A 25,250-nucleotide genomic window follows, 5' to 3' on the forward strand; every position below is an offset into this window, starting at 1 on the left:
GGAAAATATTTCAAATTATTTAAAGTAGTTAATTTCACAGTCTGGCCTAGTAAAATAAGAAGCAATTTTAAAGATTCTTGTACCGTACAGAAATATATTTTTATCTATCATTTTTTTGTATATACACATTCCTTTTAAATTACCTATATAAGTAATAAAAATTGGTAACGCGGTTAAAATAATAGCTCTCATTAAACATTTCAATGTTAACTAATATCTCTTCGAGTTTAAAATTTAATTCCCGTTAATTATATATCGTTTTTAGCTTATGTTTACATACTAAAGCATAGCGAACAAGAGCGAACAAAAACCTTGTGCATGAATTCTCATCAACTGATCACTGTATGAGAATTCTATTTTCTTATTTTTCTATTATGCATAAAATTCGTGTAATCTTTTTGTATCTTCAGCATAAGATCTCTATGATCTTTTTTATATACCGAATTCTCCAATAATTCACATTTATTGAGGAAAATTTTTACAATATATTTCTTATTTGATAATTTATTGGTTGTCTTTTAATTTATCGTTCTTTTTTAACTTATTTATTATCGCTAGTTTTTGAAATAAGCTGCAGGAAAAGACATTCTAGTGATATATCTGTAACATATTTTAATTCCTGAATCCCAATGCAAATATTTATATTGATTCATAGATATTTATAATGTAATGGATAACAGTAGAGAATACCAGCTTTACCTTGAAGCACTGGATGATGAAAGATCAGCATGGGGAAGGAGAACGGCTATAAGGCGGCTATGTGACTGTAAAACCGAGGAGTCTCTATACTATCTGAATGAGCTTATAGTTGACAGATATTGCGTTGTGCCTGATTGGCTCAAGAGGATCGCAAGAGAGTATTACGTATCTCTATGCCTTGAATTTCTCTGACATTGAATTTTAAAGAGTTTACGTTCTTAAGATAACTTTTAAAAAATATATGTAACTGCTCATTATATAAATACACTTAATGAAGAATTATAAATATTTAATGAAGAATGCCTGTTCAGACTTAAAGGATTATACTTTCCTAAAGTTTATATGCAATTACCCCAATTCTCTGATAAAGCTCAGGAACCATTACGCTTAGCTACAGGTTTACTTTATTCATGAGTTCTCGCATTCGGTTCCTGTTAAGAAAAGAATCTACGAAAAGAGTTCGTTTTTGCTAAAAATCAATTAGTTTAATTGTTGAATTTGGAATCTATAAGCCTTAAATCTTAATTTGATAATAATTATTTCAGGATGGATCAGAAAATGGGCAGGGATACTGGAAAAGCTTTAGGGGGCCCGGCAATAGCTTTGGTGGGCATTGGAGCAATATTAGATATTATTTTGTTTTACTTCATGTTCAAATTTGCTGATGAGGAAAACCTGTTTATGGTTCTCTTAACGGCAGCACTGATAGGAATTATAGCACTGGGGATTGCCAAAGGTCTTGTTTCCATATCCAGACATAATTATGGCAAATGAGCAGATAAATTGACAAGTTTGAATAAATATAAAATAATTAAGACCAGATGTTGGCTGAATAATATTAAATAACAATTAATGAGAACAATAGTTATACTGGAGATAAAAGAATAATATTCCAGGTTAAATTATTCCCATAATATCTATTTTATTCTTCATTCAGGCTTGATTTAAGCTTTTTATAACAATTCTTTAAAATTTTTAGGTTTTTCCTGAAGATACTCTACAGGTAATTGTGGAATCGATTAAAGGCAAAACTACTAACTTTCCTTTAACAAAAAATTTTTTATATATTTATCCTTAATTTCTGAATGTTTTTACGGAATTAATTAAAATAATATGAAGGTTAATATATTACCTCAGTTTAACTTTAAGATTCACATATATTATGCACATTTTATTAATTGTTATGCACATTTACTATCAATTTACTAGAGCTTTCAGGCTGGACTGTTAGCTTCCCAGGTAGACAAACAGAAAGTAAAATCTGGGTAAATAAGTTATAGTGACAATTTACAATTATACTTAGAACAAAATGGAAGGAGTTTACTAATGCAGTTGAATCTGGAACATTTCAACATAAAAATAGGGCAGCATAAAGTGTTACTAAATATTGTGGATGCAAAAGAACTGGGGGTTAATCCAGGGGATAGGGTCCGTATCCGAGGGCATGAGAGCATTTCTGCTATCGTGGATACAACGGATGATATGGTTCCTCCAGGTACGCTGGGAGTCTTTTCCGAAGTTTATGAGCACTTCCAGGATTGGGAAAAGCCGGTCGAAGTCTTTCCGACATTCCGTTCAAAATCTACATCTGTGATCAAGAAAATGATGGATAAAAGACCTGTTGCACAGGATGAAATTAAAGTGCTTGTAAACGATATTGTGGAAGAAAATCTTAGTGATATTGAACTTTCGGCCTTTATAACATCTTCTTATATTCACGGAATGACCGACGATGAGGTCGAATGGCTTACAAAGGCCATGATTGAGAGTGGAGATACTATCGAATTTGATACCCATCCTATAATGGACAAACACTCGATAGGAGGGGTACCCGGAAACAAGATATCTCTGCTGGTTGTCCCTATTGTTGCTGCAAACGGACTTCTCATCCCAAAGACAAGTTCAAGGGCAATCACAGGAGCAGGCGGAACCGCAGACCTTATGGAAGTGCTCTGTCCTGTAGAGTTCAGTTCCCAGGAAGTCAAAGAGATAACTGAAAAAGTAGGGGGTGCTCTTGTATGGGGTGGAGCCACTAATATTGCACCTGCCGATGATAAACTCATAAAAATTGAATATCCTCTTTCCATTGATCCTTACTACCAGATGCTCGCCTCAATTATGGCAAAAAAGGGAGCTATAGGAGCCGACAATGTGGTAATGGATATCCCCGTCGGGCCAAGCACAAAAGTCCCAACCGTTCAGGAAGGGCAAAAACTTGCAAGAGACCTGATTAACCTTGGGCACAGGCTTGGAATGAATGTAGAGTGTGCAATTACCTACGGTTCTTCTCCGATTGGAAGAAAAGTAGGGCCCTCTCTTGAAGTCAGGGAAGCCCTGAAAGTGATGGAGAGCATGGAAGGCCCAAACAGCCTCATTGAAAAGAGTGCAGCACTTGCAGGTATCCTGCTTGAGATGGGAGGTGCGGCTCCAAGAGACCGCGGAAAAGAAATTGCATTGGAAACGCTAAGGAGCGGAAAAGCCCTTGAAAAGATGAAACAGATTATTGAAGCCCAGGGTGGAGACCCGAATATTACATCAAATGATATCCAGGTAGGACAATACACTGCCGATATTTTTGCTTCTGCAGATGGATATGTTATCGAATTTGACAATAAGTGGATAATTGAAATTGCCAGACTTGCTGGAGCTCCTAACGATAAAGGAGCCGGAGTCGCTATTCACAAGAAAATGGGTGAGTCCGTTAAGAAGGGAGACCCTATCCTTACAATTTATGCTGAGAAAGAGTTCAAGCTCGAAAACGCATTGACAACAGCTCAGAGAACAAACCCGATAATTGTTGAAGGCATGCTTTTGAGGAGAATTCCTGGAACTTACGGGTTCCAGTAATCTTCTCTAACTTTTTTCAGTGAAATCCTTTAATACCTTGTAGGATTTTAGCACGAGCATGAAAAGGATTGTTTTGCTGCGCCTGGGGCACCGCCCGGAAAGGGATAAAAGAATTACCACCCACGTGGGATTAACTGCACGGTTACTTGGTGCAGAAGGTATGCTCCTTGCCTCGAATGACCCCGGAATAGTAAAAACTCTTGAAGATGTTGTAAAGCGTTGGGGTGGAGAATTCTATATCAAGAATAACGTCAATTTTAAACAGGAAATCAAGGAATGGAAAGCTGACGGCGGAAAAGTCTGTCATCTTTCGATGTATGGAGTAAATCTGCCCAGCATTACTGGAGAACTTAAAAGTTGTGACAGGCTTATGATTGTCGTAGGAGCAGAGAAGGTACCTCCCGAAATTTACCAGCTTGCGGACTGGAATGTTGCAGTTGGAAGCCAGCCCCATTCCGAAGTTGCAGCGGTTGCAATCACTCTGGATAGGATTGCAGATGGCGAACCACTTTACAGAGAGTTTCCCAATGCTGAATTAACAATTGTGCCAGCAGAAAGGGGTAAACAGGTTATAGAAAACATCAGGGATTAAGTATATTCCCTTTTAACTTTTCTTCACAGCCTGTGTCCTCTATTTTTCAGGATCTTTGCTTTTGGCTCTGGTTTTTAATTTTCAGATTTCCACCTTTTTATGTTTCATGCAGATTTCCATCTTCGTTTAGAATTTTTAAGAGCTCAATGATCGAATACGAAGCCCGGGTGATTCCCATGCTTCGTTTATCAGTATCTGTACCAGCTATATAGAGATTCTGAATCGGAGTTCTGATATCTACAAACTTTCCATCTATTGAGACTGTAGCTTTTTCGGGAATTGTTATCTGCTCATGCTGCATATCAATATGTTTCTCGGTATTTGGAATAGCGAGGAAAACGGTGTCGTAGGCTTTTTTAAGTTCATGCATTTCACTATTATTCTCGTTGATAATGAAAGTAAAGCCTATAAGCTGTTTGTCTTTAGGAGCAAGTGATTGATCGTAATTGCTTATAGGAGATGCCCAGTAAGCAAGATCTTTAAACCAAATCTCTGAGCCTGTGTAATTAAATTCTGGGATCTTTTTTTCCATTCCAAGCCAGATAGTCAGGCTTTTGTTATGGACAATATCTTTTAGGTCTGCTATATACTCTGAAGGAAGATCCTTTATAAGCTTGGGAAGCTCTGTTGCAAATCCCGTGTAGATAACAATATCTGAGCTATAGATCTCATCAGCTTCTACACCTAATATCTTCCCGTCCTGTACTAAAATAGAGCTTACTTCACATTCTTTTTTGATCTCAACTGTTTCCGGAAGCGAGTAGAGGATAGCATTAAGCAAAGCCTTTAATCCTTTTCTGGGATAACCCTGAGAATCATTTACCTCATTTGTAGCAAGTCTTTCCAGAGATGTAAAAGGCTGCGTAATTTTTGTCATTCTGGCCTGAAGTGAAGCATGGAGATGATACGGAAGGATTGAGGCAAGAATAGATTCTGCAGACTGACGTTTTTTAGGCTCAAGCTTTCCTATCACGGCATCAAACTGCTCTTGAGTAACGCTATCCCTTACAAAACTACTGCCATACAGGACACGTTGAGCTGAAGTCTCTTTCATAGTTTTTCCAGAAAGAGACCTACACATTGTGTCCACGAAGTCGTATGTATCTTCAGAAAGACTCTTTGGTATAAAATCGTATACCGATCTATTCGAAAGATCTATTCCGAATGAGGAGAGAGTAAAAGCTTTTGTAAGGGTCTGGGAAAGCAAAACTCTGTCTTTTCTAGGAAGCACGTCAAAAGTAACGAAATCTTTGAGGTTAGAAGGAACTTTAACGAAAGTGTTTTCAGTTCGAATATAGTAATACCCATAGTCTTCAAATACAGGTAAATAATCAAAATAATTGTCCATCAGCATCTTGAGAGGTCCTTCCACCAGATGAGTAATCGCATGCACCCCTGTGTCTACTTGATAGCCGTCTATCATGTAGCTATTGCAATTTCCTCCAATATGCTGCCTTTTCTCAAGAACAAGGACTTTTTTTCCATGTTTGGAAAGCGTTAGAGCCGCTAAAAGCCCGCTTATTCCTGCCCCGACAACAACTACATCATATTTTTTCATTTCCAAAACGACCTATATGTTTATGACCTATATTTTTTCCCGTTAGGCAAGTTTCTAGCCAATGTAACTATTTTAATTGTCACTACTCAAAACTTGCTTATAATTTTAGAATTTCTCTTTTTAATTTTAACTTTGTGGATACTCTGTAATTAACAAAAGTTTGTCCAGGGGCACAGGGAGAATCAAAATAAATCTCTGAGAACATCACGTATTATTTATATTTGTTATTACTATTTATGAGAAAAGTATTAAATACAAGTTTTACCTCGAATGGAGTGTCTACAGACAGGTCTATTCCTCCTGTTAAAGCAGCACTATTTTTTCCGTCTTCCGTTCCTCCAGAAGGGAATAATAGATGTGAAAACATAGTGATTCCCGGAAAACTGTGTTAAAGCTTGGCAGAGAAATACAGAAGCGGAAACTTTTTTCTGGTAGCTTTTTGCTTTTCCGAGCATCCTATATGGCTATTTTTATTTCCTTTTGTACTCTATATGGCTATTTTTATTTCCTTTTGTACTCTATATGGCTATTTTTATTTCCTTTTGTACTATTAGCTGAATCAAGTCCACTCCTTAATAACGCTGTAAACTCCGTTACAACTTCGTAATTTTCTTACATGCTCCGAAAAACGGATAAATGTACATAAATTAAAATAGTAACAGAAAGTAAGGATTTATGATCCTTATGGATTCGTTACATGAAATATATCTCATAGCTGGAAGTATATCTTTTATAATACTTCTCCTACTTTTTTTGAATTATTATAAAAAAAGGCTTATTCCATGTTCTCTCAAGCTTTGCAGCTGGATCTGCGGGATGGCAATCAGTTCGGACAGTCCCTGGGTCAAGATGCTTGTGCTTCATCTTGTGTTTTCCATTCGACTTCTCATGTATCTTGCAATTGTTTCTCTCGAGCAGGTAGATAAACTAACTGCCAAAGGACTTTTGAAGCACTATATATCAGGCACCAGAATTGTCCTTTCTGAGCATATACTTTCTTTCTTTCACTCTCCGAAAAAGAGTGAAAGGCAAATTCTCGGTCTCAACGCTAAGCCCGCAAATAGAAAAAACCAATATTTGAGGAAGAGTTCTTCAAGAAAATAAATTTTTAAGGAAATAGATCTCTAAGGAATAAATTATTAATAAAATAAATTCCTTAAACCAGTTACTTTTATTTTTAAACTTTTTATTTCCGGACTTATTTTTGCTAGAAGCTCCACCCAAGTTACACTTTACTGGAGTACTACAGGCTGTTTATTTTTGTTCATCAGACAGTTTTCTTGATTTCATCGGATAATTTCCATGCGCTATTCATTTATTTCCAATCAAATAATTAATATCAATCGAATGGAAAATTTATGATCTTTAATTTAATTTTAAGCCTTGAGTTGTTATTAGTAATCCATTTTGTATAAATATTAACGTTGTACGTTTTATATAGCTAGAAAGTGTATTTTGTCCAAAAGATTTAAGGCTTAATGATACTTATGCCGGAAAGCTTCAATTATCGGTTTCTGTTGTTTTCAGAGTTTAAGGAGTGTGGCAATGAACATAACATTAATTGGCATGGCGGGAGCAGGAAAAAGTACTATCGGGAGAATACTTGCAAAGCGTCTTGGCTATACTTTTATTGATGTGGATCACCTTATCAAGGAAAACACCGGAATGCCCCTTCAGACCCTTATAGATAAACAGGGAGATTCAGCTCTTATCAGCTTTGAAGAAGAAGCTATTCTCAGTCTCGGGCAGGTGGACAAGTGTGTTATTTCCCCTGGCGGAAGCGTAGTTTATTCCGAAAAAGCCATGGAGCATTTAAAAAAAATATCAAAAATAATCTTTCTGGACACTGATTTCAGAAGCATTTCCAGAAGGCTTCCCAATGCAAGGAAAAGAGGCATAGTAGGACTCAGAGATAGGAGTCTGAAAGAGCTTTTTGAAGAAAGGATAGTCCTTTATCATAAATATGCGGATTTTTCAATAAAACTTAGAGGAAAAGAAAACATCCAGAAAATCACTGAAAAAATTATTGAACTCTGTTTTGAAGAAAATACCTGAAATTTATAATTAAATATATTTATATAAGGTACTTATCTGTTTTTTAACTATGCTCTCTCGTCCTTTCTTTTTCAATTTATGTGTTATCTTAAGTTTTCTATTAGAATAGACTATTTTAAGGATGTTTTCCTTTAAGAACGGTTCTCTTTTAAGAATGATTCTCTTTAAGAAAATTTTTCTTAAAAAACAATTCTCTTAAGAACAGTTTCTTTTAAGAACAGTCCAATTTGCGAGCAATTTACTTTAAGGATGGCCTACTTAAAAACAGTTCACTGGAATGATTTATCTTGTGAATAACCTGTAGAATGGCTTACTTTAAAACAGCAGTTTACTTTATTAGCTATCAGGTCTTCAATCTGAGCAGAAATTTCTTAGTTTATAACGTTTAAGCATCAGCCTGCAGGAAAAAGGTCCTAGCGGCAGGAGATATAAAATGGCATCAAGTCGTTTCATCATTACGGTTATAGGCAGCGACCGGGTAGGAATCGTTGCCAGGATCACTACTGTGATGGCAAGTTTCAATGTAAATATTGTCGATATCACTCAGACTATCATGCAGGGTATCTTTACTATGATTATGCTTGCAGAAGCTCCACAGGAGAACTTTGACCTTTCGGCTTTTCAGGAGGCTATGAGTGCTGAGGGAAAGAGCCTTGGAGTCGAGGTCAAGGTACAGCATGAAGATGCGTTTCGCTTTATGCACAGGGTGTGAACTGGAAAATCAATCTGTCTGAAACGAGAGGTAGTTTTTCATGCATATAAACCCGAACGAAATTCTGGAAACGATCCAGATGGTCAGGATGGAACATCTTGACATTAGAACTGTGACAATGGGTATCAGCCTGAGGGACTGCAGTCACCCTGATATTGAGGTATTCAATGAGAATATTTATGAAAAGATAACCACCCGTGCAAAAGAACTTGTGCACGTAACTAATGAAATTCAGAGCCTTTATGGAATTCCAATAATCAATAAGCGAATCTCAGTAACTCCAATAGCTGTTGCAGCTGAAAGCTGCAAGTCTCATGATTTTGCTTCCATCGCAAAAACGATGGATGAAGCTGCAAAAGACTCACAGGTGGATTTTATAGGAGGTTTCAGTGCCCTTGTCCACAAAGGAGCAACTGTTGGGGATCTGAAGCTTATTAATTCCATTCCAGAAGCCCTTGCATGTACGGAAAAGGTCTGCTCATCAGTAAATGTTGCCACTACAAAAACCGGAATTAATATGGATGCGGTTGGCCTGATGGGTAGTATCATAAAAAAGACTGCGGATTTAACTTCGGATAGAGATGGTATAGGCTGTGCCAAGCTTGTTGTCTTTGCAAATGCCCCTGAAGACAATCCTTTTATGGCAGGAGCCTTTCATGGCATAGGTGAACCCGAGTGCGTTATCAATGTTGGAGTCAGCGGGCCGGGCGTCGTAAATGCTGCAATCTGCGAGCTTGAAAACCCGAATCTTACGGAAATTTCGGAAACCATCAAAAAAACGGCCTTTAAAATAACCCGTATGGGCGAAATGGTAGGTCGGGAAGTTTCACGGAGACTTGGAGTCGAATTCGGTATTCTTGACCTTTCTCTGGCTCCTACGCCTGCAATAGGAGACAGCGTTGCTGCAATTCTGGAGGCAATGGGGCTTGAGCGCTGCGGGGCTCACGGAACGACTGCAGCTCTTGCTCTTCTTAATGATGCCGTAAAAAAAGGTGGAGCTATGGCTTCTTCCTCGGTAGGTGGCCTTAGTGGAGCTTTTATCCCTGTCAGTGAGGACGCAGGCATGATCGAAGCCGTCAGGGCCGGAGCCCTCAGCCTAGAAAAACTTGAAGCTATGACCAGCGTCTGTTCTGTTGGTCTTGATATGATTGCAGTGCCTGGTAATACTCCTGCTTCCACCCTATCAGCTATTATCGCTGACGAAATGGCAATAGGTGTAATAAATAAAAAAACGACAGCAGTCAGAATCATCCCAGCACCTGGAAAAGGGGTTGGAGATTCCGTAGAATTCGGCGGCCTACTTGGAAATGCTCCTATTATGCCAGTAAGCGGTTTTAGTTCTGAAGTTTTTGTAAAACGGGGAGGGAGAATTCCAGCTCCAATCCAGTCACTTACGAACTGAAATTTTCAGGATGGGTGAACCTAGCCGGTAAATCCGGCAATTTATTTTTTGTATTTCAGGGGGAGTCGACCCATAATCATTATCTTTTCAATATGGGAATTAGTGAATTTTGCAATTGAGTAAAAATTTTTGAAAAATTTCTAGATTTATAATTTTATGTCAAACAATTTTGTTTAAATACAATTTTTTGAATAATTAATTTAAAATAATTTATATTACTCGTATATTCTGGAGTAAGGGAACAAACTGGGGTAATAATAAATTAACCTCCTAAGGCTGCTGATCTATCTCCTCGAAGAAACGTGTTTGGGGGAACACAATATCTTCGGCGAGGCTGTATTGGGGGATACAGTGAAAGGATTAGCGCCTTTGGACCTCTTCTTGTTATTCTTTTAATTTATCTTTCTTTTTGATGAAAAATTCCCGGTTTTCATTTGATGAAAATTCCTCATACCTATACCATTAAGATCCGTGTACTGATAACTGGATACAATACAGATTGCGGAGGTTAGACACATGGGAAATAACTCAACGAACATTGAAAAGTTATTGAGAAAATGCAAGAAGATTAAAGAGTCTAAGGAAATTGAAAAATCAGCAATTCGAGTTAAAAATCGCTTCCTTGACCTTAAGGAGGCATAACAATGGGTAGAACTGCACCGAAAACATATATCACATCTGGACACAGCGCCTGTCCGGGCTGTTGTGACGTTTTTGCTGCAAAATTTACACTCATGGGAGCAGGTCCCGATAGTATTATTGTTAACCCGACAGGCTGTCTGGAAGTTACAAGCACACCTTTTCCTTTGACTTCATGGCAGGTTCCCTGGATCCACTCCCTTTTCGAAAACGGAGCTGCAGTGGCTTCAGGTATCGATGCTGGCTTAAAAGCCCTTGGCAAAAAGAAAGATACTAAGATTATAGTTATCGCAGGCGACGGCGCTACGATGGATATAGGCTTCGGGGCAATTTCAGGGGCGTTTGAACGGGGTCACGACTTTACCTATGTCTGTATGGACAACGAGGCCTATATGAATACAGGTGCCCAGCGTAGCAGTGGAACTCCTTTTGATGCAAGCACCACAACTACTCCAGTCGGAAAATTCTCCTTTGGAAACCCTTTCCCCAAAAAGAATATGCCTGCCATCATGGCAGCTCATGGTTCTCCTTATGTTGCAACAACCTCTATAGGTTTCCCAAGGGATATGATGCGTAAAGTCAAGAAAGCGACCGAAATCGTGGGTCCAACTTATATTCATGCCCATGCTCCCTGTACAACGGGATGGGGCTTTGATACTTCAAAGACTCTGGAGATCGCAAAACTCGCAGTTGAAACTTGCCTTTGGCCAATGTACGAGATGGAAAATGGAGAAATTACCCAGGTAAGAAAGGTTAAGGATCCCAGACCGGTTGAGGAATACCTAAGAATTCAGAAAAGGTTTAAACATCTTTTTACTATGGAAGGAGGAGAAGAAGAAATAAAAAAGATCCAGGCTACTGCAGACTGGAACATAAAGCACTTTGGACTTCAGTGAGTAAACACTTCGAACTTTGATGAAATCCAAAGGAACAAGCATGAAATTAAACTATAGATTTTAAGGACTGATTTGAGACAGTACAATATAATAGTAGTATTATAATAGCATTTTTATAATATCTAAGCATCTTTGCCTTAGATGTATGTTTACCGATATTCTTCGAACTGACGACTTCCGACATTTAAACAGTATAGATGACTACAAGTGTTATGCCGGAGTTGGAACGGAGACGGAACACATACGGATGTCGGGAAAAGAGATTCAATAGATCTGTCACAGATTGGGGGATCTGTATCCGTTTCGTCCATGGTTTTGACAGGAAAGTTCTTTTAAACCAAATTGTCATTTTTGGGGGAATTAGCTTATGAAATATGGGTTAATATTACTAATGACCATCTCGGCGATGCTGGTATTTTCAACTACGGTCTATGCCAGTGAAAGTGCCAAAGATAATACCATAACAGATAATGCCATAGCTGTCATGAAGGACACAAAGGGCAATACTGTGGGGCTGGCCACATTTACCGAGGATGCCAGCGGCCTTGTCCGGATCAACGTAGATGTGCGTGGTCTAACGCCGGGATTACATGGTATCCACATTCACGAAAAAGGTGATTGCATTGGGCCGTCGTTTACTTCTGCTGGCGGACACTATAACCCACTGAGTAAAGAACATGGGCTCAATAACCCAAAAGGCCCTCATGCTGGAGATTTGCCAAACCTCGAAGTGGGCAAGGATGGGAAAGGACATATGAATGTCACCACTAAACTTGTGACACTATCACCCGGGCCAACCACTCTATTTACAGCCAACGGCACTTCACTGATTATCCATGCTGGTCCTGACGACCAGATGACAAATCCTGCCGGCAACAGCGGCGCTCGGATCGTCTGTGGAGTCATTGAGAAAAAATAACTTTTCATTTACCCTCGAAAAAAAGCTGCTGAATGAGTCGATAAGCACCGAGGTCACCAACTGCGCAGTGAATATTTAAAGAAACAAGAACCAAATTAGATAAGGGATTTCAAGAGTAACTTAACATTCTATTGGGTCTATTTAGAACTCAAGATTCTTTATTTAGAATCAGCCCAAAGTTATCTCATCATTTCCCTTATTGCTTCTATCTTTTTTATGTTAGCTTCGTCATTTATTATGTCAAGCTCATTGAAAGATTCAAGGGCTAGCTTAGCTGCGATTGAGACATCGTTCAGATATTTGCTTCCTGCATTGCTTACAATAGCCTGGAGGGCGGAAGCTGCCTGGACAACGGCATATTCCATGTTTTCTTCCTCAGCTTTTTTCCCAATTTCTTCAATAGAACTTGCGATACTTCTTACCGTATTCTGGAGATTTTCCTGCATGGCTGCGGCAGCCATCTCCTGAAGCATGAGTTCTACTCCCACTGCAGCCTCTTCAAGGCTTTTCTGAGCCGTAAGTTTTCCCACATCACCAAGACATGAGATACATATTGCCGTATTTTCCGAAAGATCAGGAAACTTCATCTTGGAAACCGATTTTCCAATTTCTCCAAGCCCGATTACAACTGCTATGGTTTCTCTTTCCTTATTATAGAGAGCTGCTGTATTCCCACTTTTCCCGAGCACTGAGGCCGCTAGCCTAGCTACTACTTCCATTTGCTGTTCAGCAGCCGTTTTTTCTATCGCTCCAAATGAAAGCAACACCCGGACAGTTGTACCCTGCATATTTAGCTCCATGGAACGTTCCAGCAGTTTTTCAAGGGCGCGGATAGCGTTGACTGCGACATTCTCCATTCCCCGGAGAGCAGTAGCCTTTCCAATCTCCTTTATGGAACCAACTATTTTATCGGCTTCTAGCTCCTTTCTCTCATTTAGATAGACTGTGCCGATTTCGGTTAGAAAGTTAAGGGCCTGGTTCACTCCATCGTCAAATCCATCATTAATAGAATTAAACCCTGAACTCACCACTTTTTCCTCTTCCTTAGAAAGCATGGTATAAGACACTTCTTTTCGGTCGGTATAATTCCTATCAAAAGCTCGCAAGAAGATCATTTAAAGCTCTTCTCATAAATTCTTTTACTCTCGTTTGTTCCAGCTTCCATATTTCTTGCACACTATTTTTCAGATACTTTATCATATACCTTTTTAAAAGACTCTTGATTAACTATTTTCTGATTCAAGTATCTTCAAGCAGCCAGTGAGTTCAGACGGATTAATAAGACATTAAATTGATAAACTCGTTAGATAAAATTGACAAACTCACTAGAAAAGGATAGTTAGTTTCCTTTTCTAGGCATCTGTCAATTCGCATTACTTGAAGGCTATTAAACAACAGGAGGAAGGAGCTTTATCTGATGCAGGAAAGAAAAACTCCGTCTCAACAATCCCGATGCCAGGCAGAGAAGGACTCATTCAAGTGTGAGCTTGTAAGCTTTAAGGAAGTTTTGCGGCTTTCCAGGATCCTTGCCCGAAAAATCAAAACTTCTTGTTATATGCCTGACTTGATTGTCGCTATCGGTAGAGGGGGTTATGTACCTGGAAGGCTAGTTTCCGATTTTTTACTCTTCAATGATCTTACCTCAATGAAGATCGAGCATTACACAAGAGCTGCAGACATGCGGGAAGAGACAAGGCTAAAGTTCCCTATTCCTGTGGATATAACCGGAAAAAAGATTTTGATTATCGATGATATTACCGATACCGGTGAGACACTCAAGCTTGCAGTGGATTACGCCCTGAGCCTTAATCCGGCAAGTGTCAGGACTGCAGTGCTCCAGCATAAGATCTGCTCGGCTTACACACCTGATTTTTACGCCCAGAAAATTCTCAAATGGCGTTGGGTCATTTACCCATGGGCGAGGTATGAGGACCTGGCAGGATTTACAGAAAAAGTTCTTGGAGACAGGACGCTGAACCTTTCTGCAATCATAGATGAATTCAAGGACAGATATGAAATAGAGATTGGAGAAACAGAGCTACTTGAAATTCTGGATGATTTGGCCGAAAGGGGAGAAATCGAATGCCTTAAAAGGGATAAACTGAGGTGGCGTTTGAGATCTAAAATATAAAATTTCTGACTCTTTTGAATCAAAAATCTAGTCCATAAAGATAGGAATATTAAATAAAATCAGGAAAATAAATATTGTTTGTATATCGATATTCTGCAATCGAGAGATATTTTTAAAAAGTCTGCATCACGACAGATAAATCCAAAAGTGTGTCGATATGAAACACAATAGACTATTGTTGGTGATCTTTTTTGTACTGAGTTCTCTTCTTGCTTTTTATGGAGTTTGGATTTTCAGCCAAAATTAAATGAAGAGGAACCCTGGACTTTCGCTGTAATTTGTGATACTAGGGGTGGTAGCGAATACAGTAACACGGGCGTAAACGATATTGTTCTAAAAGCTATGGCTAAAGATATTGTTGAAAATGGCTGTGACCTTGTTTTGATTCCTGGAGATCTGATCAACGGGTATTCAAAGGACAATAATCTCTCTACAGAGAAACAATTTGAAAACTGGAAAACTGCAATGAGTCCGGTATATAATGCAAGAATCAAAGTCTATACAGTTCGCGGCAACCATGAATCTGGAGACTCTATTGATCCCGCGTTTAAAGATGCCTATTTTCAGGCTTTTGGTGCCGATAACCCCGACAATGGCCCCAAGGGTGAAAAAGATCTTACCTATAGTTTTATCCATAAGAATGCTTTCTTTATAGGGATCGATGAGTATGCCGATCATCACACTCATAAGGTAAATCAGGAATGGGTCGACAGTCAGTTGAAAAATAACAGTCAGTTGAAAAATAACAGCCAGCAGCATATCTTCTTTTTTGGCCATGAACCCGCGTTCAGGGTTAACCACAAAGATTGTCTGGAAGTTTATCCTGAAAATCGGGATGAGTTCTGGAATAGTATAGGTGATGCCGGAGGTCAGGTCTATTTCTGCGGCCATGATCACTTCTATAACAGGGCGCGCATACAGGACGACTCAGGCAACGAAATCTACCAGGTAATTAGTGGGTCAGGCGGGGCACCCTTTGCAGAGTGGGACCCTTCAAAAGGCAAAGAAAACTCTAGGTTTAAGCTTGAGTATCATAATCAGGTAGATTATGGATATTCACTAGTTACAGTAGATAGAGATAAGGTAAATATTGAATGGAAAGCCTGGAATGGATCAAGTGACCCAATATGGGTCACGAAGGATAGCTTTCAGTTGGAATAAAGTAGTAACCCGCACTAACATATATCTTCCCTGATCAGAGGGGTTTTAGTAACCCCGGAGAGTCTTACATTACTGTTTCAGTGACCAGTTCCAGATTTCCTTTTGGAAAGATTCTGGATACCCGGACTTTCCAGTTTCCGTCTGAGGCTTCATTTTCTGCCTGGATCAGGTTGTAACACTGTGTGGTCTTTCCCCTGGTTTTGGAAGAACAGAAGGTACCTGCATTTACTACAAGCATGTTATTGAGGTTCCAGACCCAGGGAATGTGGCAGTGCCCACAAAGGACTAGATTCACCTTACAGCGGTTTAGAAGGTCAAGGACGTCTCCTGCATCTACAAGGACAGTATTTTCCCTGCCTGCCAGAGGGATAGGAACAAGATGGTGGTGCAGGGCAAAGACCTTGAAATCATCCCCTGAAAAAGCTTCTTTAATCCAACCATAGTTCTCTCTTCCTACATGTCCTTCATCACGGTCAGGCTGTGAAGAGTCAGCCCCGACTACTGTGATATTCTTGAAATTCCGCGAAAAGTACCGATCAGTGAAAAGATCTTCAAAATGAACATACCCTGCATTTTTCGAATCATGGTTGCCCGGGACAAGAATCTTGTTTTCACATTCAATCCTGTCAATAAACTGCTTTACTCCCTCATATTCCGCTGAAAACCCATTTTCAGTCAGGTCGCCTGTAATCACGACAAGATTAGGTTTCAGCTGATTTATGCTGTCAACCATAGATTCTGCAATCTCTGGAACAAAATACGCTTCTGAATAATGAAGATCTGAAAGATGTACAATCTGTATAATTTTTTCTTCCTCTTATTTCTTAATTTGTAGTATGAGTAGAATTTTTTATACTCAGAGCCCAGTAGTTCGGTACCAATATATATAGGTATCTCATAAAACCTACATATTTGACAGTATCTAATTATAATTCATTAAAAAAGGAAGATTATATCTCAAAACCCTTTTGGGCACTATAAATATGTATTTAATTATTGTTCATAGAAAATGATTATAAAAAATTACAAAACCTTAATTACTCGAGAATTACATAGTCCATTTCAGCCCATTTTCTCCCATTAGTCAGGCTTGCGACAGACTCCATGTCATCACATTGTCACAAAAATACCAAAATGGGTAGGCAGAAAGACTTAAACTTTTAAAAATAGACTACTTAACCGTAACCGTTTCGCCGGTTGATCACACCGCTACTTGGGGATTTTCGATCAAACTTTTTTAAAAAAGGTTTGCGCTCAAACATTATCTCAAAAGGCTTGCAGGCAAGCAATTTTTTGAAATGGCTTGCGTTTCAAAACATAAGAACTTGCTTGCCGAGCCCTTTACCTATAGCTCTCTCATAAACCAGATGCGCGCTTGCAACATCCTGAATAGCAAGGCCTGTTGAATCGAAAATTGTAATTTCTTCTTCACTTGTCCTGCCAGGCTTCAGGCCTACAATCACTTCACCGAGCTCGGCATGAATATCATTTTCCGAGATGTAGTGTTTGGATAGAGGAACATTTACTTCTCCGGAATGAAGGGCCTGGACAATATCATCCACAATTATCTTGGATCGAATTAAAAGTTCAGGGTCAAGTTCTTCTTTTCCTACCGCATCAGCTCCTATCGCATTAATGTGAGTGCCTTCTTTTATCCACTGGGCTTTTACGATAGGTTTTCTTGTAGGAGTGGTCGTAATAAGGATATCGCAATCACAAACCTTCTCAATGCTTTCTTCATAACGGATTTCACATGGGGTAACATCTGCCATTTCCCGGATAAATTTTTCAGAGCTCTCTTTTGTCCTGGAAGTAATTCTTACCAGTTCGGGCTCAAAAACTTCACAGAGAGCTTCAAGTTGGGTCTTTGCCTGGTTTCCGGCTCCAACAAGGCCTATAACCTTTGAATCCTTTCTTGCAAGGTATTTTGCGGCAATCCCCCCTGCAGCGCCAGTTCTGACATCGGTCAGGTAGGTTCCATCCATAATTGCTACAGGAGCACCTGTTTCCGGGGAGATCAGGACAATAAGTGCCATTACCGTGGGAAGTCCCCGAGAAGGGTTTCCGGGATGGACGTTTACAATTTTCACGCCAGTAATATTCTCATCTTCAAGATATGCAGGCATTGTCCGCAGGTCTCCGTTATAGGCCGTATAGTAAAGGTAGGATTTGGGAGGCATCTGGACCTTGCCAAGGCCATGCTGCCTGAAAGCCCTTTCCACGACCTGCATATCAGAATTCATATCAATAACACTTGTTACTTCTTCCTGAGTCAGCCATAATATTTCCATAATATAACCCTCCAGCCGGAACCGTGAGCTGGCCCACAGCTGAACATCAAGATAAAACTGAATAGAACCGGAATAAAACCAAAGAGGCAAACCGACGGCCTGAGATCATATTATTGTTTTTATTTACGTAAATATGTATATATAACATATCTTCACTCATTTAAAGAACTCCCTTCCTAAAAGGAGAAAATCGCTAATGAGAGATCCGCATGTAAATTCAACTAATTTTTCCGGTTCCTGTCTGAAAGATGAATTACTCAAAGAAAAATTACTCAAACCTGCACGGGATATTCGGAGCATACTCAGATGGGGCTATCCCAAGTTTTCGACCATTCGCTTCGTGGCTGACCACTTCCAGCTCAGCCTGGAAGAACGACACATTCTTACAAGGGTGATTATGCCTCCGAACAAGATAGTTTCCAGGATAAATAAAAAAGTAGCCTGTGAATGCATAAAAGATAGAGATCTTCTCCTTGACGGGTACAATGTTCTGCTGAGTGTGGATAGTCTGCTAAAAAAAGAGACCATGTGGTTCTGCGATGACGGGTACATAAGAGACACGCGCTACTATTTCAGCAAGGCAAAACAGGCCGAAGATATAGAGGAAGCCCTCAACGCAGTCCTCAAATTTCTTTCCGAAACAGGTCCAAAATCAGTCGTTTTTCTCCTTGACGTCCAGATCAGCCGGAGCGGGGAGCTTGCAGGTTTCATCCGCCACAAAATGAAAGAATATGGGATTCCAGGCGAGGCAAAAACCTCAAAAATTGCGGATTTCGAGCTGAAAACGGAAGGGGGAAACTCGGAAAAGAAAATAGTTGTGGCAACTTCTGATGGAATTATTGTAGATTCGGTTCTTGAGGTACTCGATATCCCTGCCTGTCTGATGGAAAAAACGGGGATTGAACCGATCAGGCTGTACTAATCGGTCACTAGACACTCAATTATTAGGCACTCCGTTTAAAGAACCCAACCTGCCTGTAAATTTCTTCGGCATCTGCGTACTGCCCTTTTTCTTTTAGCAAATCCGCATACCCGCTCAGGGTCTTGAAATGTCCGGGATCAAGCTCAAGGGCTTTTTTGTACTGGACTTCAGCTTCATGCCTGTGCCCGAACCTAGCTAGCAGCCTAGCATATTCGCAATGAGCTTCAACATCCTCAGGTTTCAGTTTAAGAGCATACCTGAAGTGTATCCTTGCCCCGTGAATAAACCCATGTTCTGCAAGCAAACGGGCATAGAAAAGATGTGGACGTGGATCTTCAGGATCAGCTTTGAGGGCTACTATGTAGTGCTTCTCGGCGTCAAGAGGTTCTCCATTTTCTTCAAGGAGACGAGCATAGCGAAAATTGGATTCCACATGGTCAGGGTCAAGCTCAAGAGCTCGAGTATAGTGATAGCTTGCTTCGACTGTTTGCCCAAGTTTTGAAAGTAAAGTCCCGTAGCCGCAGTGGGCGCTTACATTATTCCGATCAATAATCAAAGCTCTGCTATATACTTCTTCGGCCTCATACAGTTTTTTGAGCTTGAAAAGAAGGCAGCCATAGTTGCAAAGCGTATCGACGTGGAAAGGATTGAATTCCAATGCCTTTTCGTACTGAACCTGTGCAGCATCGTTTTTTCCCTCTCTAGCCAGAACCTTTCCACACCCACAAAGTGCCTCGACATTTTGGGGATTCTGCTCAAGTGTTTCTTTGAATTCCCGTAGAGCAAGTTCATTAAAACCCAGTAGAAAAGCTATTTTTCCTGCCTCCATAAGGGCGTCTTCCCGGGCTTTTCCTGAGAAGAGCGAAGCACAGGCTCTGGAAATAACATACTTCTCCCTGTACATAGAGTTTTTACCAAAAATAGATGAAAGTTTCAGCAGGGTTTCCTGGGAAAGCGAATGCTCATCTGAGAAGGAAACGACAAACTCAATGACCTTATCAAAGTCACAGTTATCAGCTGCAACCTGTTCGATTACACGAAAAACCAGCTTGTCTACAGCATCAATCTCCATGCTTAAAAACCTCCTGAAATTTACCTATAAAGAGAGGTTACTCAACTGGATATAAATAGTTGGCTGTAAAACTGTATTAATAAAAACCTCAAGATAAATTCTGTACAATATAGAAAAAATTGATAGCTAAAATTTAGAAAAAATAAGAAATCTAGTTTATTCAGGCCCTTTTTACATGTAAACTGTAACGTGTTTCTACGTCATATGTACCTTGAAGCTCCTCTTCAGTAAGGATTCCTTTTTCTATCAGTTTGCTAAGAGTTTTCCTGTCAACTGATTCGACTACATCCCAGAGATCTTTTTTCATAAGATACGCTTTTAACTTGTTGATACGCCAGAGCTTCCACTCAACCTTCTGCCGCCTGAGTTCCACATCTCCTATTCTCAGTACATCGATGTCTTTTTCCGTCAGGGCATTGAGGATACGCGTTCTTAGCTCATCTCTGCGCTTTTCGAGAACTGAGATTGCAGAGACAATGTCATCGTATTCAAGCACAACATCAGTAAGATCCATGTCTTCAGGATCTTGCTCATTGATATCAAGTTCCAAGAATATGCCTCCCATATATAACGGATAAAAATTTTATTTATTTTATGACTCAATCAAATTTTTGGGAATTTTAATTGCCTGGAATACTTATTGCCTGGCTTTTTGATTATCTGGATTTCTAATTGCCTAGACTACTAAGTTCATAATACTTGATTTTATACTTTGGAATTTATAAGCCTGCCTTCAAAAACGAAAAATTCAGAATCAGAAGGCATATATGGGTAGTGGAAAGTTTCTCTCTGAGACCCTGGAAATATTTATCGCGTAAAAATTCCCTGTATACAAAGAACATTTTCAGATTAGCTTCCCTATCAATCCATATAGAAAAATTGAAATTGGCTCCCAAAGAGGGCCTTGAACAGGGGTGAGTCCATGGTATCAGAAAAGGTCTCCAGGAAAACTGCCGCAAAGGAAGAACTGCTTCTTCTTCTCCCTAGAATAGACCGCGTTTTGGAGGCAGAACCTGCCGTGCTTCGAATTGACGCCGATCCGGTAATGATTATTGGAGATATTCATGGAGATTCGCAGGCCCTTGAATTCGTAATAGGAAAAAGGAAAGAACTGAATTGTAAGAATGTTCTTTTTCTCGGGGATTACGTAGACAGAGGACCGCAAGGTACAGAAGTCCTTATAAGGCTTTTCCGATTGAAACTTGAAGATCCTGACCATATATTTCTTCTAAGGGGAAACCACGAAACTGTGGACATGAATCTCTACTACGGTTTTTTTGAGGAAATAGGTTTAGATCAGGAGTTTCTCTTGAGAATCAGCCGAACGTACGATAAAATGCCTATAGCTACGGTACTTTCGGGGCACACCTTTTGCGTACATGGAGGAATTAACGGAGCCGGTAGCATTGATAGTATCAGGAAGGAAGAAGCCTTTGCCTTTCCATATCTCTGGAATGACCCTTCGAAACGTCCCGGACTTACCGCTTCAATCCGAGGTTCGACTGTAAAAGAATTCGGGCCAGATATTGTGGATGGCTTTTTAGAGACAAATAACCTGAAAAGGATTATTAGAGGCCACACCGCCCTTGAAAACGGATATAAGTGGTGGTTTGATGGAAAACTACTCTCTCTTTTTTCCTGTCCTGATTACGTGGGACTCGGAAATACGGCAGCTTTTGCGCTATTCGAAAAGAAAGAGATTAAATTGTTCATCTTCGGAAATTAGCATTGATAAGATAAAAGCTTACTCAGAAAGAAAGCTTATTCTAAGACAAAGTTGACTCCTGTTAAACCGTTAAGATCTACGAAAAACTCTACTTTAGTATGTTCCGAATATGTCAGCCCATACAGAGAATTAATCAAAAGTAGAAAAGAAAATGCCGGGGTTGGATGTTTTTGATCAGAAAATAAGATAGGGATATATTAGGTAAAGTTTCTAACATTAATCTAGTCCATTATGATCCAGGTTTCTGTCATTTTGCTTCCTATATCCGGATCTAGCTGCATGGCCTTTGTGTATTCCTTTTTGGCTTCGTTAAAGCGCCCCATCTTTCTCATAAGAAGGCCGTAACTGTAATGAAGAGGAGGATAATACGGATTCAAGACAAGAGCCTTCTCATACTGGTCCTGGGCTTCTGAGAAGCGCCCGATCTCTGAAAGGAGATTTCCGTAACTGTAGTGTCCCTCCGCACTCTCAGGGTCTAGACTGAGCGCTTTCTTGTATTCCATTTCAGCTTCATACCTCCTTCCAAAACGAGCCAGAAGATTTGCATAATTGGAATGGACTTTTGCATCATTCTGATCAAGAGCAAGAGCTTCCATGTACTGCGCTTCGGCTTCAGAAACTCTGCCTTCTCTTGCAAGGAGATTTCCGTAGTTAAAAAGAGTCCGCCTATGTCTCGGATTAAGAGAAAGAGCTTTTCTGTACTCATCTTCAGCTTCTGAGTAACGCCCTAGGAAGGAAAGTAAAACCCCGCAGTTGTGATGGAGGCTGGGGTCTTCAGAATCCAGTCCTATTGCAAGCCTGTATTCCTTTTCCGCTTCCCTGAGCCTTCCCAGTTCGAAGAGCAGGTTTGCGTACCCGCCTCTCGCAGGAACATAGTCAGAATCTGCCGTAAGCGCCCTTGAGTAGCACTCTTCTGCCTCCCTTACATACCCGTACTCAGTCAGGAGGTAAGCATATCCTGTGTTCGCCTTTACATGCTCTGGAGAGGCTTCAAGTACTCTTTTAAATTCCTTCTCAGCATCCTCAGACCTTCCGAGTTCTAAAAGTAGCTCGGCATAGGCACACCTTACATCTCCGTTATCTGGATTTTCTTTTAGAGCTTCCAGATAGCTTGCCTCAGCTTCTAGGGAAAAGCCCAGAACATGCGCTGCAATACCTAGCGCAAAACAGGCGTCTTCACGGAGTTTTCCAGAGGCCCGTAGTGAACAGGCTTTTGCGAGAACATATTCTTCCGTGATCATTTTCTGTTGCTTGCAAGCATTTGAAAGATCAAGCAAGATGTTGGGGGAAAGTGAGCTTTTTTCCGCAAGATCCAAAGCGAAATCAACTGCAGAACACAGATTTTTCTGATCGGATCCTGTAAATCCAATAATACTATATACAAACTCGTCAACTACATCAAAGTCCATATACCCGGCACCTCAGAAAAGTAAATGTTTTTTTAGGGGATAAATGAAACTATCTTTGTAACATCCGGAGTATATTTTACATTTAATAGAATATATTAGTGAGTGAGTAGTGCGTAAAATCTCGAGTATAATATTAGTTTTATGGATCGTGCGTTATATTATGAACATAGTGTATTATACCAATCATATAACAGACTATCCTCTTGTATCGCTAAATAAAAAAATTGCCTGCTTAAAGCAACAACACTTTCCTGACAAAGCGAAGTTTGCAGAATAAAAGTAGATTTGTTAAAGGAAAAATCAAGAAAAATAAATATATAAAAATTGAAGGATTAATATCTTCAACGGAAAAGAAGATAATGTTGAAGTTTAACAAAAGATATAAGAAAAGTAGTAGCTTCTTAATGTAAGACTTAAAAACGTACTTTAACTATTAATAATGTTTATTGATATTTGTTATTAAGTACATATCAGTACTATAATAATTCAAAATTCTGAAAATGATCAGCATGTTTTTTAAACTCTTCTCGGTTTTCCTGATTATCCCCATTATTGAGCTTTATTTGCTCATTAAGATCGGGGGAATGATCGGAGCCCTAAACACTGTACTTATTATCCTGATAACCGCAAGTCTGGGCGCTTACCTTGCAAAATCTCAGGGTTTTCGCGTACTCCGCGAGATCCAGGAAGCAACAAGCAGGGGATACATGCCAGGGAACGAGCTCCTGCACGGATTCTTTGTATTAGTTGGAAGCTTTGCCCTTCTAACTCCGGGCTTCCTGTCTGATATAATAGGGTTCTCTATGCTTATACCGCAGATAAGGGAAATCTATGTGGCAATGGCGAAAGGAATTATAAGAAAAAGAATACAGAATGGTCAGTGGCAGATGAGAATGTACACGAATTTCCGATAACCTGAAAAAATCCAAAAAAACATTGGTAAAAAAGTAGTATTAGAGTAGTATTTGCACCTGAAACTGGAATTCAATTGTTTAAGATCAGCCATTTGCCGTTTAAGATATAAGTCCGAAAATGTAAAAAAGCAAAGGAACCAGAAAAACCGTAAGCAAGCCTGCAATACCTATTGCAAGCCCGCTCATTGCACCTTCGGTTTCTCCAAGTTCTATTGCCCTTGTTGTCCCAAGTGCGTGTGAGGCAGTGCCGATTGCAACACCGACTGCAACTTTGTCTTTTATCCGGAAGCAGCGACATATAAACGGACCCAAGATAGCTCCTGCGATCCCGGTAAATACGATTGCGGCTACTGTTAATGCAGGCAAGCCACCTATCTGTTTTGAGATTTCTATTCCGATGGGAGTTGTTACGGATTTTGGGGCGAGGGATCGGCTTATGACCTCATCAAGCCCTAAAAGGTTGGATAGCATAAGAATACTTGAAATCCCGGCTGTGCAGCCTACAATAATCCCAGCAAGGATAGGAAGGGCATTACTTTTCAACAACCGGATTTTCCTGTATAGAGGAACAGCAAGAACTACAGTAGCCGGTCCGAGAAAGAATGAGATGTAATCTCCTCCACGGTTGTAAGTCTCAAAATCAACTCCGAAATAGAGGAGGAAAGTAATCACGAGTATCGATGCCACAAGAAGAGGATTAAGGATAGAGAGACGGGTCTTTTTATACAGCAGGGTACCTATCTGGAAACTTATCAAAGAGAGTAAGATTCCAAACAGGGGCGTGTTGAGAAATTCGTTCAAAAATTCTATCTTCACCTTCAACTCTCCTCTTCTGCTCTTTTCTCGCAGGTATGCATTCTTTTTGTGTTGATTCCAGATCGGCTCTTATTGCTATTGCTTTTACTGCCTTTATTGCCCCCGTTTTCTATGCAGCAGGCTGCCTTTGCAGGCTTTCTCGCGAGGAACTTTTTAACAAGTTCCACTGTAAGTCCTGTCACAGCCATTGTTACCACGGTAGAGATAAGGGAAACTACAATAATCACAGTCAATTTTCCTTCAAGCAGGGTAAAACAAGTTATAAGGCTAATGCCTGCGGGAAGAAAGAAAAAAGCCAGGTTATCAAGCAAAAACTCACTTATTTTACCAATAAGATTGAGTTTAATTATGCCTGTATACAGACCGAAGAACAGGATGAGCATTCCTATTACGTTGCCTGGAATTGGTATTCCTGAAGCTTTCTGTATTATTTCTCCTAGGAAATATATGCTCAGAATTATTGAAAATTGCTTTAACAAATTTATATTT

25 protein-coding genes are annotated in these 25,250 nt (G+C 39.8%); 16 read left to right on the forward strand and 9 right to left on the reverse strand.

The annotated features are described in order from the left end of the window. Nucleotides 1-669: 669 nt before the first annotated feature. The 4 genes from BP861_RS09135 (at nt 670) to BP861_RS09150 (ending at nt 4,138) form a co-directional block, all read left to right on the forward strand. Nucleotides 670-891, forward strand: coding sequence for a hypothetical protein (locus BP861_RS09135; protein WP_292374596.1), 222 nt, complete (start codon nt 670-672; stop codon nt 889-891). A gap of 354 nt (nt 892-1,245) precedes the next feature. Continuing rightward, nucleotides 1,246-1,473, forward strand: coding sequence for a hypothetical protein (locus BP861_RS09140; RefSeq protein WP_292374597.1), 228 nt, complete (start codon nt 1,246-1,248; stop codon nt 1,471-1,473). Nucleotides 1,474-2,025: 552 nt separating this feature from the next. Continuing rightward, nucleotides 2,026-3,546, forward strand: coding sequence for an AMP phosphorylase (locus BP861_RS09145; RefSeq protein WP_292374598.1), 1,521 nt, complete (start codon nt 2,026-2,028; stop codon nt 3,544-3,546). Between the two features lie 58 nt (nt 3,547-3,604). Then, entirely contained in the window at nt 3,605-4,138 is a 534-nt protein-coding gene (locus BP861_RS09150) for a tRNA (cytidine(56)-2'-O)-methyltransferase (protein ID WP_292374599.1), read from the forward strand. Nucleotides 4,139-4,235: 97 nt separating this feature from the next. On the opposite strand, the gene BP861_RS09155 is transcribed toward BP861_RS09150, so the two are convergent. After that, complete coding sequence (locus BP861_RS09155) at nt 4,236-5,696, reverse strand: protoporphyrinogen/coproporphyrinogen oxidase (protein WP_292374601.1); 1,461 nt, start codon at nt 5,694-5,696, stop codon at nt 4,236-4,238. A gap of 816 nt (nt 5,697-6,512) precedes the next feature. On the opposite strand from BP861_RS09155, the gene BP861_RS09160 reads away from it, so the two are divergent. From BP861_RS09160 to BP861_RS09190, 7 genes are all read left to right on the forward strand, one after another. After that, complete coding sequence (locus BP861_RS09160) at nt 6,513-6,800, forward strand: hypothetical protein (RefSeq protein WP_292374603.1); 288 nt, start codon at nt 6,513-6,515, stop codon at nt 6,798-6,800. 441 nt (nt 6,801-7,241) lie between these two features. Further along, a complete protein-coding gene (locus tag BP861_RS09165) occupies nt 7,242-7,751 on the forward strand; it encodes a shikimate kinase (protein ID WP_292374605.1) in 510 nt (169 codons plus the stop codon). Between the two features lie 433 nt (nt 7,752-8,184). Further along, a complete protein-coding gene (locus tag BP861_RS09170) occupies nt 8,185-8,463 on the forward strand; it encodes an ACT domain-containing protein (RefSeq protein WP_292374607.1) in 279 nt (92 codons plus the stop codon). 40 nt (nt 8,464-8,503) lie between these two features. After that, complete coding sequence (locus tag BP861_RS09175; protein ID WP_292374609.1) at nt 8,504-9,865, forward strand: PFL family protein; 1,362 nt, start codon at nt 8,504-8,506, stop codon at nt 9,863-9,865. A 516-nt stretch (nt 9,866-10,381) separates the two neighbouring features. Then, nucleotides 10,382-10,507, forward strand: coding sequence for a hypothetical protein (locus tag BP861_RS09180; protein WP_292374611.1), 126 nt, complete (start codon nt 10,382-10,384; stop codon nt 10,505-10,507). Nucleotides 10,508-10,509: 2 nt separating this feature from the next. Beyond that, nucleotides 10,510-11,400 carry a thiamine pyrophosphate-dependent enzyme gene (locus BP861_RS09185; protein ID WP_292374613.1) on the forward strand — a complete coding sequence of 297 codons (891 nt, stop codon included), beginning with the start codon at nt 10,510-10,512 and terminating at the stop codon, nt 11,398-11,400. 484 nt (nt 11,401-11,884) lie between these two features. Continuing rightward, complete coding sequence (locus tag BP861_RS09190; RefSeq protein WP_292374704.1) at nt 11,885-12,319, forward strand: superoxide dismutase family protein; 435 nt, start codon at nt 11,885-11,887, stop codon at nt 12,317-12,319. A 179-nt stretch (nt 12,320-12,498) separates the two neighbouring features. On the opposite strand, the gene BP861_RS09195 is transcribed toward BP861_RS09190, so the two are convergent. After that, nucleotides 12,499-13,434, reverse strand: a complete 936-nt coding sequence (locus BP861_RS09195; RefSeq protein WP_292374615.1) for a hypothetical protein — start codon at nt 13,432-13,434, stop codon at nt 12,499-12,501. Nucleotides 13,435-13,736: 302 nt separating this feature from the next. Here BP861_RS09195 and BP861_RS09200 point away from each other — a divergent pair, with 302 nt between their 5' ends. Beyond that, nucleotides 13,737-14,450: a phosphoribosyltransferase gene (locus BP861_RS09200; RefSeq protein WP_292374617.1), complete on the forward strand. Its 714-nt coding sequence runs from the start codon at nt 13,737-13,739 to the stop codon at nt 14,448-14,450. 225 nt (nt 14,451-14,675) lie between these two features. Next, nucleotides 14,676-15,611 carry a metallophosphoesterase family protein gene (locus BP861_RS09205; RefSeq protein ID WP_292374619.1) on the forward strand — a complete coding sequence of 312 codons (936 nt, stop codon included), beginning with the start codon at nt 14,676-14,678 and terminating at the stop codon, nt 15,609-15,611. 64 nt (nt 15,612-15,675) lie between these two features. On the opposite strand, the gene BP861_RS09210 is transcribed toward BP861_RS09205, so the two are convergent. Together BP861_RS09210 and ala are read right to left on the reverse strand one after the other, a co-directional pair. Continuing rightward, complete coding sequence (locus tag BP861_RS09210; RefSeq protein WP_292374706.1) at nt 15,676-16,413, reverse strand: metallophosphoesterase family protein; 738 nt, start codon at nt 16,411-16,413, stop codon at nt 15,676-15,678. Between the two features lie 508 nt (nt 16,414-16,921). Then, the gene (gene ala, locus BP861_RS09215) at nt 16,922-17,902 is read right to left on the reverse strand and encodes an alanine dehydrogenase (RefSeq protein ID WP_292374621.1); all 981 of its coding nucleotides are present in this window, start codon (nt 17,900-17,902) and stop codon (nt 16,922-16,924) included. A 196-nt stretch (nt 17,903-18,098) separates the two neighbouring features. Between ala and BP861_RS09220 the strand changes: the two genes are divergently transcribed. After that, complete coding sequence (locus tag BP861_RS09220) at nt 18,099-18,824, forward strand: DUF434 domain-containing protein (protein WP_292374623.1); 726 nt, start codon at nt 18,099-18,101, stop codon at nt 18,822-18,824. Between the two features lie 22 nt (nt 18,825-18,846). On the opposite strand, the gene BP861_RS09225 is transcribed toward BP861_RS09220, so the two are convergent. Together BP861_RS09225 and BP861_RS09230 are read right to left on the reverse strand one after the other, a co-directional pair. Further along, nucleotides 18,847-19,896 (reverse strand): tetratricopeptide repeat protein, encoded by a 1,050-nt coding sequence (locus BP861_RS09225; RefSeq protein WP_292374625.1) that lies wholly within the window; start codon nt 19,894-19,896, stop codon nt 18,847-18,849. 160 nt (nt 19,897-20,056) lie between these two features. Beyond that, nucleotides 20,057-20,446 carry a hypothetical protein gene (locus BP861_RS09230; RefSeq protein ID WP_292374627.1) on the reverse strand — a complete coding sequence of 130 codons (390 nt, stop codon included), beginning with the start codon at nt 20,444-20,446 and terminating at the stop codon, nt 20,057-20,059. A 372-nt stretch (nt 20,447-20,818) separates the two neighbouring features. Between BP861_RS09230 and BP861_RS09235 the strand changes: the two genes are divergently transcribed. Continuing rightward, nucleotides 20,819-21,622, forward strand: a complete 804-nt coding sequence (locus BP861_RS09235; protein ID WP_292374629.1) for a serine/threonine protein phosphatase — start codon at nt 20,819-20,821, stop codon at nt 21,620-21,622. A gap of 221 nt (nt 21,623-21,843) precedes the next feature. Here the strand turns inward: BP861_RS09235 and BP861_RS09240 are convergent, their stop codons facing one another. Continuing rightward, nucleotides 21,844-23,031 (reverse strand): tetratricopeptide repeat protein, encoded by a 1,188-nt coding sequence (locus BP861_RS09240; protein WP_292374631.1) that lies wholly within the window; start codon nt 23,029-23,031, stop codon nt 21,844-21,846. A 509-nt stretch (nt 23,032-23,540) separates the two neighbouring features. On the opposite strand from BP861_RS09240, the gene BP861_RS09245 reads away from it, so the two are divergent. Further along, nucleotides 23,541-23,945: an FxsA family protein gene (locus tag BP861_RS09245; RefSeq protein WP_292374633.1), complete on the forward strand. Its 405-nt coding sequence runs from the start codon at nt 23,541-23,543 to the stop codon at nt 23,943-23,945. 99 nt (nt 23,946-24,044) lie between these two features. Here BP861_RS09245 and BP861_RS09250 read toward each other — a convergent pair whose 3' ends face one another. After that, entirely contained in the window at nt 24,045-24,761 is a 717-nt protein-coding gene (locus BP861_RS09250; protein WP_292374634.1) for an LrgB family protein, read from the reverse strand. 2 nt (nt 24,762-24,763) lie between these two features. After that, on the reverse strand, nt 24,764-25,240 hold the full coding sequence (locus BP861_RS09255) for a CidA/LrgA family protein (RefSeq protein WP_292374635.1): 477 nt from the start codon (nt 25,238-25,240) through the stop codon (nt 24,764-24,766). Nucleotides 25,241-25,250 lie beyond the last annotated feature (10 nt).

Source organism: Methanosarcina sp. UBA411, assembly GCF_002495725.1.
GTDB lineage: Archaea > Halobacteriota > Methanosarcinia > Methanosarcinales > Methanosarcinaceae > Methanosarcina.